The sequence below is a fragment of the Nitrospira sp. Nam80 genome, from assembly GCF_965152575.1.
The window spans coordinates 3639944-3656898 of record NZ_OZ224216.1 but is presented as its reverse complement, the minus strand read 5'-3'; the positions used below and the strand labels follow the sequence as shown (position 1 = coordinate 3656898).

Below are 16955 nucleotides of genomic sequence, written 5' to 3'. Positions count from 1 at the left end.
TGCCAGCTCCAGTGAGAGTTCGTCTCCAAAATGGGCGACTGGTGACGTGTCATCGTGGTGGGGGGCCATGCTAGCGCAACGCACCGGTCAGTTCAACCGATCGGCATTCGATGGGCGGTCGAATCTGTGGACCGGCAGTGCGCTCATTTGTCTTGCCGATCTCCTCATGGTCCCAACCGGCCTCGCGACCGTGGCGCTTCTCACTCGCTGGCTGGGTCCCGAAGGTTATGGGATGTTTGCGCTCGCGGCGTCGTTGGTCGCCGGCGTCGAATGGGGTCTTGCCTCAATCTTGTCCCGCCCTACGATTCATAGTCTCAGTCATGCGTCAGACTGGCGTCCCGTGGCTCGCACGCTGCTTGGCTGGCATCTGGCGCTTGCAGTGGGGGTCCTGTCGATCCTCTGGATCTTGTCTCACCCGCTGGCGGAATTGCTGCGCGAGCCGGCGTTGTTTATCTATCTGGCGCTCTTTGCCTGTGACCTTCCGTTTTTTCTGTTGGCCCAAGCGTATCGAAACATTCTAACCGGCCGCGGACAGTTCGCCGCACGGGCCCTCACGGGCGCCAGCCGTTGGCTTGCAAGATTGGTGTTGATCGGCATAGCGGTTGAGATCGGCTTATCAATTTCCGCCGCGATTATGGCCAGTATCGGCGCTTCAATTGTTGAACTGGCGATCGGACGCTGGGCTCTGGGACCGGTTGGGTCGGTGGGGACCTCGGATGGAGTGATGCTCAAGCGGATTGCACTTCCTCTTGTGGTGTCGGCCGCGAGCATCATGTTGGTCAGTAAGATGGATTTGTTTCTGATCAAAATATTGGGAATGCCGGTCGAACAGGCCGGCCTCTATGCAGCTGCGCAGAATCTCGCCATCCTTCCCGGAATTTTGGGACAGGCGGTTTCCTCTGTCCTCCTTTCTACCTTGACCAGAACGAAGGTCGATGGGCAGATGGGTATTTTTCGACAAACGGCCGGCCAGTCGCTTCAAGTGGTGCTCTGTCTGCTGCCGCCGGTGGCCATGGTGGCCGGGGCGGCTTCCGGCATTGCTGTGTTGTGTTTTGGGCCCGCATTCCAAGGGGCCGCGCCGTTTGTATCGCTGCTCATGGTTGGGGCCATGGCGCAGGTATTTATGGGAATATTGATGGCTGTTTTGACGGCCAATGGCGACCTGCACTGGACCGCGGCCATCGGGAGTCTCCTCGTATTGCTTGCGATGGTTGGGCATGTATGGTCGATTCCGATATGGGGATCACTCGGAGCCGCAGCCGTCACGAGCAGCACGATGCTGGTTGGAACCCTTTTCGCGTATGGTGTCGCGCAATCTCTACGCTTGGTCCGACTCCGTATCCAAAGCCTGGCCCGCGCACTATTTCTCGGAGCGCTTGGGTGGGGGGTGACGACGATCGGTCCGACAGGGCCTATCTGGCTACTGTTGGGCTTGCCCAGCGTAGCGATCGTCCTCATCGCGATCTATGGATGGTGGGAGGGGCTTATCGGATATCCGTCTCTCATTAACATCCGGCATGTGACCGAACAGGGTACAGAAGACATCCCATGAGCCGTTATCGACCGATGTTTTCAATCATTATACCGACCTACCGCCGTCCAGAGGCGTTGCGCGCCTGCGTGCAGGCGCTGTCAGCGCTTGATTATCCGCGAGATGGATTCGAGGTCATCATTGTCGATGATGGAGGCGCTATTCCATTGCAACCGCTGCTCGACCCGATTGCCGGAGATCTCCGCATGAAAGTGGTGTGGCAGGCGAATGCCGGCCCGGCCGCCGCACGCAATTGCGGAGCCTCGCATGCGAACGGGGACATCCTTGTCTTTACCGACGACGACTGCGCGCCTGCATCCCACTGGTTGCAAGCATTTGCATCGCAATTTGCTATGACGGACAGGGCGCTCGTGGGAGGGCGGACGATCAATGCCTTGCACAGGAATCCGTATGCCAGCGCAAGCCAGCTGATCATCGACGTCGTGTATGCGCATTACAATCGAGATCCATTGGACGCACAGTTCTTTGCCTCCAATAACATGGCAATTCCAGCGGATCGTTTTCACGCGATGAACGGCTTCGATGCCGGCTTCAGAACTTCCGAAGATCGTGATCTGTGTGATCGGTGGCGGTCACAAGGTCTTCCTTTGCAGTACGCGGCGGAGGCAGTTATCTTCCATGCGCATCATCTGACTTTCCGCTCATTTTGGAATCAACATGCCGGATATGGCCGAGGAGCGTGGCTCTATCACACGGCACGTGCGAATCGCGGCACGGGCCGGTTCCGGCCTGATTGGGCGTTTTATAAATCGTTGCTGTGCTCGCCGTTGTCAAAAGGGTTCACCCGGTACGTTCTCCGCGACTTTTCTTTATTGATGACGGCGCAAGTTGCCAATGCGGCCGGATGTTTTGAACAAGCCTTGAAGGAAGCAGTGACAGGCCGCCGCGGCGACATACCGGCGCATCGGCCGGAGCGATCCTGATGCTGGGCGTGAGGAGCGAATCGGTTATGCGCGTTCGTGCAAGAGCCTCACGGATACGGGTATTTCTTGGGTTCCTGTGCTGCGCATTCCTGTTATCCCCGGCCCCGGGTTGGCCGGCGCCCGCTCAAGGGTCTCTCATCGATCTCGAAATCCGATACGAACTTCCCGCCGCGGGGGAAGTATTGTTCGTTTGGGGAGTGAATGGATGGCTTCCGGTCAGCGACCACATCCGGCCTCCTGGGACTGTGATGCGTAAACAAGTGATGGCCACGCCCATGATCCTGAAAGAGAAATCGTTTACGGTCATCCTTCGGGTGGAGAAAGAAGCGACAGTCAATTACGGGTTTTTGATCACCAAGACAGCCGGAGGCGCGCCGGTGGACGTCTGGGACGGCGATGATAGTTATCATGCCACACCGACTCGGTCGGAGGTGTTGTCCGTACAGTCTGTGAAACTCTATCAGAATTGGCCGATATTGATCGATACAGCCGGCGCCATATTCGCGGCTGTTCTGGCTGTACTCTTCGCCGGGCTCCTTACGTTGTCCGGCTGGCTTATGTGGTCACAACCGGAGCCTGCAGTGGCTGACAACTCGCCGACCGAGTCGGATGCGCGCTTCGCCGCCGTGGTGTCGATGACGGCCTTCCTGATCGGCTTGGTGGTTATTCTTCATCATGAAATGTGGCGTGATGAACTGCAGGCTTGGAGCATTGCCGCGAGCAGTCAGACCTTGTCGGAGCTCCTTGGCAATGCGCGATATGAAGGCCATCCGCCTCTCTGGTATCTCTGTCTGTATATTTTGAGTCGGTTCTCGAACAATCCCCTCCTCATGCAATTGTTCCATCTAATGGTCGGTGTTGCAGCGGTCTTCGTGTTATGTCGGCATGCGCCGTTCACCCGCTTGCAGAAGATTTGCCTTTCGTTTGGCTACTTCCCTTTCTACGAATACCTTATCGTAAGCCGGAACTATGCATTGGGTGTGTTGGCATTGTGCGCCTTCTGCGCCGTGCAGACCAAATCGCCTGGGCGTCTTCTGACTTCCGCCCTTCTTCTCGCGATCATGATCAATACCAGCGCGTTCGGAGCAATCATTGCTGTGGCGCTCGGAGGCTGGCTGCTGGTCGAGGGATTCGCTTGCCGGCAGAGGACGTCCCCGGCCTTGATTCTGGGAGTCGTGTGTGTGCTTGGTCTCGGCCTCGCCGTTGCCGGAATGCAAAGTACTCCGCCTCCGGATAATTCGCCGAGGATGCTGGCCTGGAACACGATTCTTCTGGGCAGTCCGCTGGAAAAGACCGTGAGTGCAATCTGGAGGTCGTTCGTACCGCTTCCATTGAACCTCCCGCACTTTTGGAATTCGAACCTCTTGGATGAAATGCCGGCTATTCGGCTTGGGCAGCTGGTGCTCGAACCGCGGGATGTCCAATCATTGCTGGCGGTGGGGCTGTTCGGGATTGCGGCCGTTCTGCTGGCACGAACCCCGTCCGTTATGCTGCTCTATGTCGTGGCGACCGGCGGGCTTTTATTGTTTCTACATCTCAAGGTGAATCATGGCATCCGCCATACGGGCCATGTGTTTCTCATCTTCGTGGGATGCCTGTGGCTCTCGCTCGCGCGAAAGCAATGGCAGGGTATCGAGAGGATAACGGGGCGGGCGGACATGGCATTCGTCACGATGCTATTCGCAGGCCACACGGTGGCTGGGGGATTAGCCGCCGCTACTGACTTAGTCTATCCCTTTTCCGCCAGTAAGGAGACGGCAGAATTCATCGAACGACGCGGCCTCATGGGAACCACCATGGTCGGCAGCAAATTTGACCTGGCCTCAGCGGTCGCTGGGTATCTCAATCACCCGATGTATTATGTTGAAAACAAACAGACCGGCACGTTTATCCGATGGCAAGACAAGCGAACGCGTGCCACTCCTGAGGAGGTCGTACGGCAGGCAACGGATTTGGCCCGCGTGAACCATGACAATGTGGTCATGATTTTGAGCTATGACCTCGGGAGTGCGGGGGTGCGAACCTTGGAACTCGCCTCGTTTCAGCGGAGTATTCTCAAGGAAGAACGCTACTGGGTTTATCTTATGCCATACTCGGAACGGCATGCCGCGCGGGAAGTAGGGCATGACGGGCAGTGAGAGGATCGGATCTCAGCCGGAATATTGTGGAACCGCTCGTGTGAATCCTCAAACATAGCACTTGACAAGATCTTCCCGTCATTGATAACTGTTATCAGTATCATTGTAATACTATACGAAGATTGAACCCCGTTTCTGCAGATCGGTGTGGTCTTATTTTGATGAAGAAGCGATCAGCATTCACTGTCTAGTGAGTTTGCCGAGGGGGAGCCGCAGGTTGTCCGCCACTGAGTTGAATAAGGAGGAAGGACTGAACGGAGCGAGGACCATTGAACGCCACGCTACCCCCCAAGCGGAACTCGTTTCCGTCGTTATTCCATCGTTCAACCATGCTGGCTTCCTTCCCGACGCGATCCAAAGTGTAATGGAACAGACCTATGGGCCGGTGGAAATCATCGTGATCGACGATGGATCCGATGATGAAACCGAGCATGTAGTCAAAGCGTATCAATGTGTTCGGTATGTGAAACAAAGAAATCGTGGCGTCACCGCCGCACGCAATGTCGGGCTCAAGCTGAGCGCCGGCTCATATGTTCTCTTTCTGGATGCGGATGATCGATTGCTTTCAAAAGCCATTGAAATCGGCATTCGAAGTCTCCAGGCCAATCCTGATTGCGCGTTAACATTCGGGACGTTCTATATGATCGACGGGGACGGTAAGAGAAAAGGGAGTTGTCATCCTGTCACCCAGCGGAGATATGGGTATAGCGATTTCCTCGAGCAGAATTTCATCGGGAATCCCGGGGTCGCGCTCTACCGAAAGGATCCGCTCCTGGCGGTCGATGGGTTCGACTCCGCCAACCAAGCTGCGGGCGACTATGATCTGTATCTTCGTCTCACATATGTGTTCCCCGTCACGTGTCATACTGAACCGGTCCTGGAATATCGCCGTCACGGGGCTAATATGAGCAATGACCCAGCCGTCATGCTGCCAGCGTGCCTTCTTGCCTTGAGAAAACAGGCACCGGTGGTCAAAGGCAACCCGTTTTTGGAAGCTGCGCTGAAACGAGGAAGGACACACTGGAAGAACTACTATGGCGAAAGGCTTGTGATCAGAATATACGAAGACGCTGAGAGAAGGAAGTGGAGAAGTACGGCGCGGTATTTATCGCAACTTCTTCTCAATTATCCCGAGCGATTAACCCGCAGGATATTGAAGAACGGGCGAAAGTAGAGGCCCAGGGCGCCATGAGAGAAGGGAGCAGGAAACCCTGCGCGAAGATCACGAGTACGGGTAGGGACGTCTCTGTTAAATTACCGAACGCGATGAAATAGGGCCTGGATCACCTTCGTGCGCGCCATACCGCTTATAGGCGCACCACCTCTAAGCTGACCTGTTGAAAACCCATCCCTCGCACATCGTCGACAACGGAGACAAATCGCTCGAGTAACGTGACCTTGTCCGCGCGCACGACCACCTGAGATTCGCGGGGATGCGATACCAGTACAGGCTTGAGTTCATTCCCTGGGACGGCTCGATCATTGAGATATAAGATCCCTTCGGCTGTCAACGTGATTACGATCGGGACATCCTTATGATCGCCCACTTCTTTTGCCTTTGCGAGGTTGACCGGGATCTGGCCGGTGCTGATAAACGTCGCGGTGGTCAGCACGATAACCAGGAGTACCAGCATCACATCGACTAACGGAATGACATTAATCTGATCCAGCTCACGTTCCATGCTGCACCTTATAGAGTGTAATGAGTTCCGCAACGCGCCGCCGCAACACATTGTTCATCACCACGCATGGGATGGCGACGAGCAAACCAACGGCCGTCGCCTTCAACGCCAAGCTGAGGCCGACCATAATCGTATTCACCGCCATGGTACCCGAGGTTCCCATGGTATGGAACGTCAGCATGATTCCGAGCACCGTTCCGAGGAGTCCGATATAGGGGGCATTGGCCGCCACCGTGCCGATGACGACCAATCGCCTGGTCAGAGCGATCTCGAACGCTTGGGGATTTGGAAATTGCGCCAGATCGACGCGGCGGTAAAACAGCCATCGCTCGATGGCCACGGCCACCGACCACATGCTCAATGCCAGCAAGACTCCGATGATTCCATAATCAACCGTGTGTTGTAGAAACTCCATAGCGTGCTCCTCGATGGTTGCGGAAATGTTTCCGGTTTGGAGGGTGTACAGATCTATGAATGCCAGGGGAGCGGAAAGGTTGTCAAGTCGGCCCGTCTCCATCCTCGGCTGCCGGAAACAACACGGTATGGGTTGCAAGGACACGTAGACTGACCGCCGTGCCGACCGGCAGAATGTGCAAGGACCCTTCGCTGCTATGAAGCAGCTGTCCGGACGCCAGTTGGACCGTGTACAAGTTTTCCGATCCTTTAAACTGCCGCCCGACGACATGGGCAATGCCGTTTTTATCCGGAGATACATGAATGTCGTCGGGTCGAATCATCACGACGACGTTCATTCCCTCCTCCAGCCGTTTCAAATTGGGAAACTCTCCGATTTCAGTGCAGATCCGCTCTCCACGCACCATGCCGGGCAAAAAATCCGCTTGCCCGACGAAATCGGCGACGAACGGCGTGGACGGCGTGTGGTAGATGATTTCCGGAACATCGAATTGCTCCAGGCGGCCATGGTTCAAGACCGCGATTCGATCCGCCATCGCAAACGCCTCATCGTGATCATGCGTGACCAGAATAGCCGTGGTTTTTGTTCGTTTGAGCAAATCATGGAGATCCTGGCGCATCCGGGTCGCCATATCGGGATCCAGATTGCTGAAGGGCTCGTCGAGCAAGAGCAGAACGGGCTGGGGAGCAAGGGCACGGGCCAATGCCACTCGTTGTTGCTGGCCACCCGACAGCTCGTGAGGATATCGACGTTCCAGTCCGGTCAGGCCGGTCAGCTTCAGCAGATCTTCCACCATGGCCTTGCGTTGGGCGCGGGGCACGCGACGCAAGCCAAAGGCAATATTGCGGCCGACGCGGAGATGAGGAAACAACGCATACTCCTGAAACACCATGCCGACATGCCGCTCTTCGGCCGGAATGAGCACGTGCGGCGAGGAAACGACTTGGCCTGACAAAGTGATTGAGCCCTCTGTCACCGACTCGAATCCGGCTATCGCACGCAGAATCGTCGTCTTGCCGCAGCCGGACGGTCCGAGCAGGCAAAGCACTTCGCCGTGCCGCACCGCAAAAGAGATATCCGAGACCGCGGGATGCCCCGGCTCATAGGCGCATGACACACCCCGAAGCTCAACAATGGTCTCCGGGCTGATCGCCGGCTCGACCGGGGCTGAGGTTGTGGTCCATGTGCCGGTTCGAGGTTCCACCGGGTATTCCATCCCCCTATGCGTCTATGCGCTGCGCCAATCTCTGGATACCAACAGCAGCAAAGCGGGAAGACTGAGGATGACGATCAGCAGTGCGCTGGGAGCCGCCAGTTGATAATACTCCTCGCTCGCCTCGAGCCAGACTCGAATAGCCAGTGTATCAAATCCAACGGGACGTAAGAGCAGGGTCGCAGGCAATTCTTTCATCGTCTGCAAAAACATCAGAACCCATCCGGCGAGAAATCCATTTCGAATGAGCGGCAAGGTGATCAACCACAATGTCTCGCGGGTCCTCAGGCCCAGCGTTCTGCCCGCTTCTTCGAGATTGGGCGTGACTTGTTGGATGGCCGGTTCGAGCGATTGGAGCCCGGCGGGCAGGAAATGAATGACGTACGCGACGATGAGAATCACCACGGAACCATACAAAAACGGCAGGAATGCGGTAAACAAAGCCAGTACCGCCAAGGCTGCAACTGGGCCGGGTAGCGCATAGCCGGCATAAGCGGCTTGCAGGCAGGCGAGGTTTAACCGCGTCGGACGGCGGCTGGCAAGGTAGGCGAGGGGAAGGCCGACCATGATAGCGCAACTGGCCGCTATGCAAGAGAGAAAGGCGCTGTTCCAGACAAAACCGATAAACCGACCATCAAGGGCGCCCTGCTGAACGGCCGCGACACTCCAATGGAGAAGCATGGCGGCCGGGACTCCGAACGCGATGCTGCATAGCAGCGCGGCCAAGGCTGTGATAGTCCATGCGCCGATCAGGCCACAGCGCCGCCGCTGGATGGTCTTGTAGCGTCCGCTGGTTTGATAGAAACGACTCCGGCGCCGGAACCACCGCTCCATGACAAGAAAGAATAAGGCCATGACGACCAGCAGCACACTCAAAATGCCGGCGGCGGTTTGATCGTACCGGCCGGTCATTTGTTGGTACACCGCATAGGTCAACGTCTGATAACGCAGAAGAGAAATCGCACCAAAATCGGAAATCACATAAAGGACCACCAATGCGAGCCCTGCCACGACGGATGGACGAATCAGCGGCAGCGTCACTCGCCATATGGTTTGCCAAGGGGAGACTCCGCACGCACGGGCAACTTCTTCATAGGAGACATTCAGGCTCAACAATGCCCCGCGGGCCAGGAGATAGACAAACGGAAAGGTATCCAGGGCCATGATAATACTGACCCCGGCAAAGCTCTGAGGCGCCGGCAACTGGACGTCCGGTCCGAACAGACTATGCCACCATTGATCCACCGGGCCGCCCATGCCGAATAAATGAGCATAGACATAGGCCAGGACATAGGTCGGCATGGCCAAGGGCAGGACCAAGGCCCATTCCCATATCCGGCGACCGGGAAATTCGTATCGAACGACGAGCCAGGCCAGGGAAAACCCGACGACGAATGTCAGGCCGGACACACTCATGGCGAGCGCGACGGTATTCCACAACAACTCCGGCAGGCGGGTTGTCCACAGTCTCTGCCATACCGCTGCATTGCCGTGGAACGCCAGGAATGTAATGTAGGCGACAGGTGAGACCAGCAGCGCAGTGGTTCCGAGGCTGATCCATTGGAGAGGAGTCAAAAGACTGCGGCGCAGCGTCATCACCATGGCGGCTGAGCCACTCAACGAAGGCCGACTTGTTCGATCAAGAGCAAGGTCGGCTCACGAAGCTCGGCCAGGCGGGCGAGCGGAACCATGGCGGCTCGAAAAGACGCGCGCGCGACAAGAGCCGGGTCGGCATGGACTTCGGGATGCAGAGGATACTCTTTATTCAGTTCCGCAAAAAACCGCTGGCCGGCCTGCGCGACCAGAAATTCGACAAGTAACTTGGCGGTGTCCACATGATGGGAAGATCGGGTGATGCCGATCCCGGCCACATTCATGATCGCGCCCATGCCTCCTTCTTGCTGATCCGGCATCAGCGCGGCAATTGGGGCATTGGGCTGGGTGGCGAGATGCCGATAGATGTAATAGTGGTTGACAATGCCGATCGCCGCTTGTCCTTTGGCCACGGCTTCCACGATTTGTGAGCTTTTCTGGTACACCTGGGTTCCCGCATTGGCTTTGAGCCCTCTCAGAAACTGCTTCGTCCGCTCGTCGCCGTACGTCGCCTTGATGACCGAGACACCGGCCTGGAGATATTCGCTGCCGGCATTGGGAATGGCTATTTTGTCCTTCCAGCGGGGGTCCGCAAGGTCCAGCAACGATTTGATCTGGTCCGCCTTCACTAGTTGCGTGTTGTACACCAAGATCCAAAAACGGCCCGACAGCCCGACCCAGCTGTTGTCCGGCGCTCTGAACTGAGGGGGAATGGCCCGATCGACTTCCCGGAGGTTCAGAGGACGAAGAAGCTTCAATTCACGGGCATATTCCAGGCTGCCGGCATCATTGGTGATTAAGACATCGGCCGGACTGCGCTCTCCCTCCGCTTTCAGCCGGTTCACAAGCTCCGTCGTACCCGATGAAAGCAGTTGGACCTGAACACCGGTCTTGGCTTGGAATTCGTCCAGCACGGGCTTGATTAATCGCTCCGCGCGTCCGGAATATACTATAAGTGTATCCGCCGCCTCCGTGTGGCCTTCCGTGATCGCCAGGCAGCCGGAGATCACAATGAACATGAAGAACCATAGTAATCGCCGATGAGTCATATGGAACATTGCTCCTCCGGTGTCGGACATTCTTTCGACGTGATGGGTAAGCGAGGGCAAGAGCTGGTGACGACCAGGAACGCGCTCCGGTTATCGGAAATGTCGTGGCGGGTCAATGGCGACAGTGGGAACACAACCCGTACAGTTCCAATTTATGCGTCTGGATTATAAATCCATTCTTGGACGCCACCTCCTCTTGCAGGCGCTCGATTTCACAATTCTCAAACTCCACGATCTTCCCGCAGCCGGTGCAGATCAGATGATCGTGATGCCCCTTGTGTGACACGTTATCATATTGGGTTTGAGAGCCGAAGTGCCGCGCCTGGGCCAAGCCGGCCTCGCAGAAGAGATTCAACGTGCGGTAGATCGTCGCCAGGCCCAGATGGGGATCTTTCTTGGCGAGCTGATGGTACATGGCTTCGGCCGTGACGTGTTCCTGCTTGAGGAAGGCGGTGAGAATGAGTTCGCGCTGGCGGGTGAGCTTCAATTGGTGCTTGGCGAGGTGCTCCCTCAAGGTCTCCATTTCTTTCATGCTCTTGTTCATCCGAGTTTCCATGAGCCAAAGACCGTTTATTAAAAGACGAAATGGCATGCTTGGTCAAGTGCCTCTTGCGGCCTCTCAGAAAGAGATCAGATTTGCCGCCTGATTGTGGAGGCATTGCGCCCGGCGTGACCGGCCCCGGCGGTGTCATCACGGCGATTGACGCGCGTGTTTTCGCCGGCCTATAGTCCTGGACCACTCCGGCTGCGGGATGATGCCATGCGAAAACCCCATGAGATGACGATAGATCGCGGGCTGCTGCTGTTCATCCTCCACTTGGCCGAGCCCTATGGCCTGCTCAACGATGTCAAACTTCAGCAGCTCTGTTTTTTGTGCGAGTTGCAGTTATTCGGCAAAGGCATGAAAGGGCTTCATTTTGAATTCTTCCGGTTCGCCTATGGCGCGTTCAGCAAGGATCTCGATAACGACCTCACGTCGCTGCGCCGGAAGGAACGCATTGAGAATTTTACCTTGTCCGATCAAGCGCGGGAAGCTGTGCTCCCGCTGCTGACGACGGGGTTCGAAGGGACGGAGCCCAACCAGAAGACCAGTGAAATCATCCAGGCTGTCGTGGCGACCTATGGCCCGCAGGATAGCAGCGCCATTATCAAATCGGTGGAATCAGTCGAACTTGTCACGCCGCAGGAACCGGACCATAAAATTCCGATTCGGGATATCGTCTTCCACACTACTCTCTTAGTTCCCAGCCGCATCGAAGTCCACACGGAACTCACGTTCGCTCCGAATCTGGTGAGAAAGCTGAACGCGGCCATGGGATATTGAGCGGGGCCTGTGATGCGTCCGCGAGGAGGCCTCGACCGGAGGTCTATCCGTCTATGGAGAACAGCCGATCAGGAGCGTACTTTGAGCACGTCCCGCTCGCGCCGTTGACTGGGCGTGATCGGGATCGTCAGCCTCGCAACCGTGCCGACGCCCGGCGTGCCGGTGATGGTAAACTCGCCGCCGATCAACAGGGCCCGCTCCTCCATGCTGACGATGCCGAGTGATTGAGCATGTTTGACCTGCTCGAGCGTGATGCCTTTCCCGTTGTCCTCCACGGTGATGATGACCGTATCATCCGCCAAGGTCAGCGTGACGGTGATCAGCGTGGCGTCCGCATGGCGCGCCGCATTGGTGAGCAACTCTTGAATGATTCGGAAGATATTCGAGGCCGTGTGCTCATCAAACGTAAAATCATCGAGTGTCTGCGAAACCGCCACCGCGCATGCAATGCCGGTGTTGGATTCGAAATTCTGCGCGTAGGTGTGAACGGCCGAGATGAGACCGATCTGGTCCAACGGGACCGGTTGTAACGTCGCGCTGATTCGTCGAACCGAGGATAAGGCGCGGTCGGCCAGTCCGATGAGGTCGCTCAGCTTATCGGTAATCTCGCGCCGCTCGGACGTGGTCGGCAACGCCGTGCACCGTTTGTGCAGCCAGGTCATGTCAAACCGCATGCCGTTGAGCAGTTGTCCTAAATCCTCATCGACATCGCGGCCGATGCGGCGGCGCTCCGCATTCTCCGCTCCGGTGATCAGCCGCCCGGCCGCCTGGAGCTGTTCGTAGGAATGTCTCCATTGCTCCTCGGCTGTCCGGCGGATGGAGACGTATTTTTGCGCCAGAGCGACCGCGATCGAAAAGCCGATGAGGGCCAACAGCGCGGTGGCGCTGAATGCAAATAGGCTTTGATAGGACGTACGCGTGAACAGGTGTTCCCGCTCGCTCAGGAGACGATAATTTTCCTGTTCCATTCGGCCTACCACGGACCGGAGGCCGTCCATGAGTTGCTTGCCCCGCTGGGTGGCGACGGCCTTGCGGGCTGCCTCGAATCCACGTTCTTTTCTGAGACGGATAATTTCGGCGAGTTCGGTCAGCTTCTCCGCCAATATCTCTCGTAGCTGGTTCACTCGTTGCCGTTGTCCGGGTATATCCGTCGTCAGCTCGGCGACACGGTCGAGCTCCTGGTTCACTTCCGCCAGTGCCGCATTGTACAGGTCCAGGTATTCGGGCAGGCCGGTGATCACAAATCCCCGTTGCCCGCTCTCCGCCGCCTGGGACGTCGCGAGAAAGCGCTGCAAGCCGGCGACGCTCTTATGGGCATGCTCGACCGATTGCCGAAGCTCGATGATCGTCCACGCGTTGGTGACCGAGAGATAAATATTGAAGAGAAATAAAAGGATGCCGAGAAGCCCGGCCAAGAGCCATTTCCGTTCAAGGGCCAAGAGCATCGATATCCCTTTGCTGTGCGGCGCGGGGATCTTCCCCATCAGTGAGGCGTTGGTCTCCTACAGTTGCGCGAAACGCAGCTCAGGCAGCGAAGAGAATTTCGCGCAGGGTGGATGAATGAGGACTCACTAAGAACCATTCCCAAGGAAATGATTCTAGAGATCGTTCCGCCGATGTACAATAGAGCCGATTAGGTCAGGTCCATATAGCCGTGATAGCCATATGGCGGTTCATCGGGCGATTTTGGCCGTGCAATGCAGGGAGCGAAGGGAACGCGGCACGTTATGGTGAGTGAGCAAGGCGGTAAAGCCGGCGGTATTTGTCGTCGAGATAGCGGAGGAATGGTTCGGGCTGAAGCGTGGACCCGGTCACTCGTTCCACCAGACGGTCGGGAGAAAACGTCCGGCCCCAGCGATGGACTTTTTGCTCCAACCATCGACGCAGCCCCGTGAGCTGCCCCGACGCGATGTCGTCTTCCAGTCGAGGAATGTCCCGCTTGGCCTGCTCATAGAGTTGTACCGCATACAGATTGCCCAATGTGTAGGTGGGGAAATAGCCGAAGGAGCCTATTGACCAGTGCACGTCCTGAAGGACGCCGTCGGCATCCCGCTCCGGCTCGATGCCCAGGTATTGTCCCATCTTCTCGCGCCACACCTCGGGAAGCTCTTCCGGCCGCAGGCGTTCCTCAATCAAAGCCTGCTCGATTTCGAAGCGCAACATGACATGTAAGTTGTACGTCAATTCGTCCGCTTCGACACGGATCAAGGAGGGCTTCACTCGATTGATGGCGGCGTGGAAATGATCGAGCGCGATCTCGTTCAGCTGATCGGGGAAGGTCCGTTGAAGAATCGGATAGAAGAATTGCCAAAACGGCCGGGACCGTCCCACGCAGTTTTCCCACAATCGCGACTGGCTTTCGTGGATGCCGAGCGACACGGCGTCGCACAGCGGTGTTCCATAGTAGCGAACATCGAGGCCTTGTTCGTAGAGCCCGTGCCCGCCCTCGTGAATACAACTGAAGAGGCAGGACGGCAGGTCCTGTTCGTGGACGCGCGTGGTCACACGAACGTCGGTCGGATGGAATGAGGTGGTGAACGGATGCGCCGATAGGTCCAAGCGTCCCCGGTCGAAATCATATCCCATGGCGGTCAGTACCAGGCGGCCGAACTCAATTTGACGGCCGCTGTCATAGCTCCGATAGAGAAAACGCTCGTCGATCGTCACGGAGGCGGCCATGACCCGTTGGAGCAACGGCACGAGGTGGGACCGCAATCGGTCGAACAGAGGCTCGAGAAACGCCACGGTGGCTCCCGGCTCGTATATGTCGAGTAAGGCATCATAGGGCGAGGCCCGGTATCCCAAATAGTCGGCTTCCTGCCGCTTGAGGTCAAGAACGGTTTGGAGATGCGGCAGAAAGTCTTTGAAACGGTTATGCTCGCGCGCGGTGACCCAGGCTTGTTGAGCCAGCGAACATTCACGGCTGAGACGAACCACGAATTCCGAGGGTAGTTTTTTCGCCCGGCTGAAATCCCGCCAAATTTCACGTAAGAGCGCACGGGACGGTTCGTCCCAGCCATTGGCCGGGGTGTCGATCGCCTGGCCGCTAAGTGGATCAATCCATTGCCGAAGCAAACGTTCAATTTCCGGCGCGACGAGCTTCTGGTGAGCCAAGCCCTGCAAGGTTGAGATTTGATCGGCGCGGGCCGTTCCGCCGCCTGCGGGCATGTACGTTTCCTGGTCCCAACCGAGCAGGGAGGCGGCGCTACCGATGCGTTGAATCTCGAGGAGCCGGGAGGTCAATGGTTCCAGGGTCGCGAGGGTCTTCACACGAATCCTCCTTACTGCGCCGGGGCGCCATGCTATGATTGCCAGTCTACGTGACCGGTGCCGCATTTTCAAACCAAGGGAGCGATGTAATGCAGGAGCTGGTGAGAGCCGATGTGGAAGCCTATGCCCAGAATCATTCAACCTCTGAATCCGACTGCTGCCGGGCATTGCGGGAAGAGACGATTCGTACCATGGAATGTGCAGAGATGATCGTCGGACCTCTGGAAGGGGCGGTTCTGAAGATGATGGTGCGGCTCGTCGGGGGCTCACGCGTGTTGGAACTCGGCATGTTTACCGGGTATAGCGCCCTCTGCTTTGCCGAGGCCTTGCCCGAAGAGGGAGTAGTCATCACTTGCGAGTTGGATGAACAGGCCGCTGCGATCGCCCGCCGCTATTTCGCCCGCTCGCCGGTCGGGCGGAAAATTCAGGTGGAAATGGGACCGGCTTTGGACACGATGCGGCGGCTTACCGATCCGTTTGACGTGATTTTCATTGATGCGGACAAACAAAATTATGTCAACTATTACCGGCGGGCGTTGGAACTGCTCGCGCCGGGGGGCATCATCCTCATCGATAACGTTCTATGGGACGGCGCCGTTGTTCGGCAACCGCCTCCGGACGAGCGGACGGCCGCCATTCAGGAATTGAACCGGGTGGTCGCAGCCGATTCCACGGTCAACGCCGTTATGCTTACGGTCCGGGACGGCCTGTTTGTCGTGAAGCCGACCGGATCGTGAACGGCGCCGGTCTGCAGAGTTCTGCTTTCGAGAGGGGCGCATGAGGGGCCCCTCCGATGTGGTCGCCTATGGCGCCTTGGCCACCGCCGCCTTCGTGTGGGGAGGATCGATTGTCGCGCAGAAAATCGCGTTGGATGCGTTTTCGGCTGTGGAGACCTCCCTTTTACGCGGGATCGGGGCGCTGGCAATTCTTATTCCCCTGTGGTGGCGGCAGGAAGGACCTCAGGTCAAGTTCTCCTCGCAAGATCTAATGGTGCTCGCCGCGCTTGGGATGGGAGTGCTGGGCAATCATCTCTTGACCTTGATCGGACTCCGGTACATCGGAGCGGCCCCGGCGGGAGTCGTCATCGGGGCAAGTCCGGCCATCACCGCCTTTCTGTCCGCGCTATTGATTCGAGACGTCCCATTCTCTTCGGTTGCCGGCGGCTGCCTCTTGTCTTTTGCCGGTGTCGCGCTGGTATCGGGATTTGGTGGAGGATCGGCCGGGTCGAATCCCTGGCTCGGCGGCATGCTCGTCATGCTCGGTCTCGTGAGTTGGAGTCTGTATACGATCGGTGGGCGGCGGATCATGGACCGTCTCTCCCCTTTGACGGTCAATTGGACGACACTTTTGATTTCGCTTCTCGTACAGGCGCCCTTATTGGCGACTGACCACAAAATGTTGGATACCGGCGTATCCGCCGTCTCCTCCGGTGGATGGATGGCGCTGATCTATCTGATTGTGTTCGCCACCGCGTTGGGCCAGCAGGCATGGCTCTATGGGGTCAAGGGAGTCGGTCCCTCGCGCGCGGGTGTCTTCGTGAATCTCATTCCGGTCTCGGCTGTGTCATTGTCCGCGCTCATACTTGGAGAACCGATCGGCGTAAGAGAAAGCGCGGGCATTCTGCTCATTCTCGCAGGCGTTTGGCTGGTGGGCCGGCAATCGGCCGGAGTCAAAACGGCCCGCTGATCCAGCATCCCCTTAATGGTTCCATTTTCTTACTGCATGGCATAACGCCGTAGCTGCCTCAGCGGTCCTGCATTCTGCCGGCTCTTGAACCGCTGTCCCGTAAACTACGT

Annotated in this window: 15 protein-coding genes; 7 read left to right on the top strand and 8 right to left on the bottom strand. The window is 57.3% G+C overall.

Going from position 1 to position 16955, the window contains the following annotated elements:
- Positions 1-67: 67 nt before the first annotated feature.
- The 4 genes from ACWGXE_RS17275 to ACWGXE_RS17260 all read left to right on the top strand — a co-directional run bounded on the left by ACWGXE_RS17275 (position 68) and on the right by ACWGXE_RS17260 (position 5787).
- Entirely contained in the window at positions 68-1552 is a 1485-nt protein-coding gene (locus tag ACWGXE_RS17275; protein ID WP_447599247.1) for a lipopolysaccharide biosynthesis protein, read from the top strand.
- Positions 1549-2475, top strand: a complete 927-nt coding sequence (locus tag ACWGXE_RS17270) for a glycosyltransferase (protein ID WP_447599246.1) — start codon at positions 1549-1551, stop codon at positions 2473-2475. The genes ACWGXE_RS17275 and ACWGXE_RS17270 overlap by 4 nt, the downstream gene beginning before the upstream one ends.
- 26 nt (positions 2476-2501) lie before the next feature.
- Positions 2502-4613, top strand: coding sequence for a hypothetical protein (locus ACWGXE_RS17265; RefSeq protein ID WP_447599245.1), 2112 nt, complete (start codon positions 2502-2504; stop codon positions 4611-4613).
- 217 nt (positions 4614-4830) lie between these two features.
- On the top strand, positions 4831-5787 hold the full coding sequence (locus ACWGXE_RS17260) for a glycosyltransferase (RefSeq protein ID WP_447599244.1): 957 nt from the start codon (positions 4831-4833) through the stop codon (positions 5785-5787).
- Positions 5788-5920: 133 nt separating this feature from the next.
- On the opposite strand, the gene ACWGXE_RS17255 is transcribed toward ACWGXE_RS17260, so the two are convergent.
- From ACWGXE_RS17255 to ACWGXE_RS17230, 6 genes are all read right to left on the bottom strand, one after another.
- Positions 5921-6295 (bottom strand): biopolymer transporter ExbD, encoded by a 375-nt coding sequence (locus tag ACWGXE_RS17255; protein WP_447599243.1) that lies wholly within the window; start codon positions 6293-6295, stop codon positions 5921-5923.
- The gene (exbB, locus tag ACWGXE_RS17250) at positions 6285-6710 is read right to left on the bottom strand and encodes a TonB-system energizer ExbB (protein ID WP_447599242.1); all 426 of its coding nucleotides are present in this window, start codon (positions 6708-6710) and stop codon (positions 6285-6287) included. The genes ACWGXE_RS17255 and exbB overlap by 11 nt, the downstream gene beginning before the upstream one ends.
- An 82-nt stretch (positions 6711-6792) precedes the next feature.
- Positions 6793-7914 carry an ABC transporter ATP-binding protein gene (locus tag ACWGXE_RS17245; RefSeq protein WP_447599240.1) on the bottom strand — a complete coding sequence of 374 codons (1122 nt, stop codon included), beginning with the start codon at positions 7912-7914 and terminating at the stop codon, positions 6793-6795.
- Positions 7915-7938: 24 nt separating this feature from the next.
- Entirely contained in the window at positions 7939-9525 is a 1587-nt protein-coding gene (locus ACWGXE_RS17240) for an ABC transporter permease (protein WP_447599238.1), read from the bottom strand.
- Positions 9526-9539: 14 nt separating this feature from the next.
- Positions 9540-10565 carry an extracellular solute-binding protein gene (locus tag ACWGXE_RS17235; RefSeq protein WP_447599237.1) on the bottom strand — a complete coding sequence of 342 codons (1026 nt, stop codon included), beginning with the start codon at positions 10563-10565 and terminating at the stop codon, positions 9540-9542.
- A gap of 112 nt (positions 10566-10677) precedes the next feature.
- Positions 10678-11109 (bottom strand): Fur family transcriptional regulator, encoded by a 432-nt coding sequence (locus tag ACWGXE_RS17230; RefSeq protein ID WP_447599235.1) that lies wholly within the window; start codon positions 11107-11109, stop codon positions 10678-10680.
- Between the two features lie 216 nt (positions 11110-11325).
- On the opposite strand from ACWGXE_RS17230, the gene ACWGXE_RS17225 reads away from it, so the two are divergent.
- Positions 11326-11889, top strand: coding sequence for a hypothetical protein (locus tag ACWGXE_RS17225; RefSeq protein WP_447599234.1), 564 nt, complete (start codon positions 11326-11328; stop codon positions 11887-11889).
- 68 nt (positions 11890-11957) lie between these two features.
- Here the strand turns inward: ACWGXE_RS17225 and ACWGXE_RS17220 are convergent, their stop codons facing one another.
- Both ACWGXE_RS17220 and ACWGXE_RS17215 read right to left on the bottom strand, forming a co-directional pair.
- Complete coding sequence (locus ACWGXE_RS17220; RefSeq protein ID WP_447599233.1) at positions 11958-13373, bottom strand: CHASE3 domain-containing protein; 1416 nt, start codon at positions 13371-13373, stop codon at positions 11958-11960.
- Between the two features lie 241 nt (positions 13374-13614).
- Positions 13615-15159, bottom strand: a complete 1545-nt coding sequence (locus tag ACWGXE_RS17215) for a carboxypeptidase M32 (protein WP_447599232.1) — start codon at positions 15157-15159, stop codon at positions 13615-13617.
- An 89-nt stretch (positions 15160-15248) separates the two neighbouring features.
- Here ACWGXE_RS17215 and ACWGXE_RS17210 point away from each other — a divergent pair, with 89 nt between their 5' ends.
- Both ACWGXE_RS17210 and ACWGXE_RS17205 read left to right on the top strand, forming a co-directional pair.
- Complete coding sequence (locus tag ACWGXE_RS17210) at positions 15249-15896, top strand: O-methyltransferase (RefSeq protein WP_447599231.1); 648 nt, start codon at positions 15249-15251, stop codon at positions 15894-15896.
- Positions 15897-15936: 40 nt separating this feature from the next.
- On the top strand, positions 15937-16845 hold the full coding sequence (locus tag ACWGXE_RS17205) for a DMT family transporter (protein WP_447599230.1): 909 nt from the start codon (positions 15937-15939) through the stop codon (positions 16843-16845).
- Positions 16846-16955: the final 110 nt, after the last annotated feature.

What these genes read in the sequence shown, in the direction of transcription:
- ACWGXE_RS17275 (WP_447599247.1), top strand. Translation starts at nt 68, where the DNA reads ATGCTAGCGCAACGCACCGGTCAGTTCAACCGATCGGCATTCGATGGG.
- ACWGXE_RS17270 (WP_447599246.1), top strand. Translation starts at nt 1,549, where the DNA reads ATGAGCCGTTATCGACCGATGTTTTCAATCATTATACCGACCTACCGC.
- ACWGXE_RS17265 (WP_447599245.1), top strand. Translation starts at nt 2,502, where the DNA reads ATGCGCGTTCGTGCAAGAGCCTCACGGATACGGGTATTTCTTGGGTTC.
- ACWGXE_RS17255 (WP_447599243.1), bottom strand. Translation starts at nt 6,295, where the DNA reads ATGGAACGTGAGCTGGATCAGATTAATGTCATTCCGTTAGTCGATGTG.
- exbB (WP_447599242.1), bottom strand. Translation starts at nt 6,710, where the DNA reads ATGGAGTTTCTACAACACACGGTTGATTATGGAATCATCGGAGTCTTG.
- ACWGXE_RS17240 (WP_447599238.1), bottom strand. Translation starts at nt 9,525, where the DNA reads ATGGTGATGACGCTGCGCCGCAGTCTTTTGACTCCTCTCCAATGGATC.
- ACWGXE_RS17235 (WP_447599237.1), bottom strand. Translation starts at nt 10,565, where the DNA reads ATGACTCATCGGCGATTACTATGGTTCTTCATGTTCATTGTGATCTCC.
- ACWGXE_RS17230 (WP_447599235.1), bottom strand. Translation starts at nt 11,109, where the DNA reads ATGAACAAGAGCATGAAAGAAATGGAGACCTTGAGGGAGCACCTCGCC.
- ACWGXE_RS17225 (WP_447599234.1), top strand. Translation starts at nt 11,326, where the DNA reads ATGCGAAAACCCCATGAGATGACGATAGATCGCGGGCTGCTGCTGTTC.
- ACWGXE_RS17220 (WP_447599233.1), bottom strand. Translation starts at nt 13,373, where the DNA reads ATGGGGAAGATCCCCGCGCCGCACAGCAAAGGGATATCGATGCTCTTG.
- ACWGXE_RS17210 (WP_447599231.1), top strand. Translation starts at nt 15,249, where the DNA reads ATGCAGGAGCTGGTGAGAGCCGATGTGGAAGCCTATGCCCAGAATCAT.
- ACWGXE_RS17205 (WP_447599230.1), top strand. Translation starts at nt 15,937, where the DNA reads ATGAGGGGCCCCTCCGATGTGGTCGCCTATGGCGCCTTGGCCACCGCC.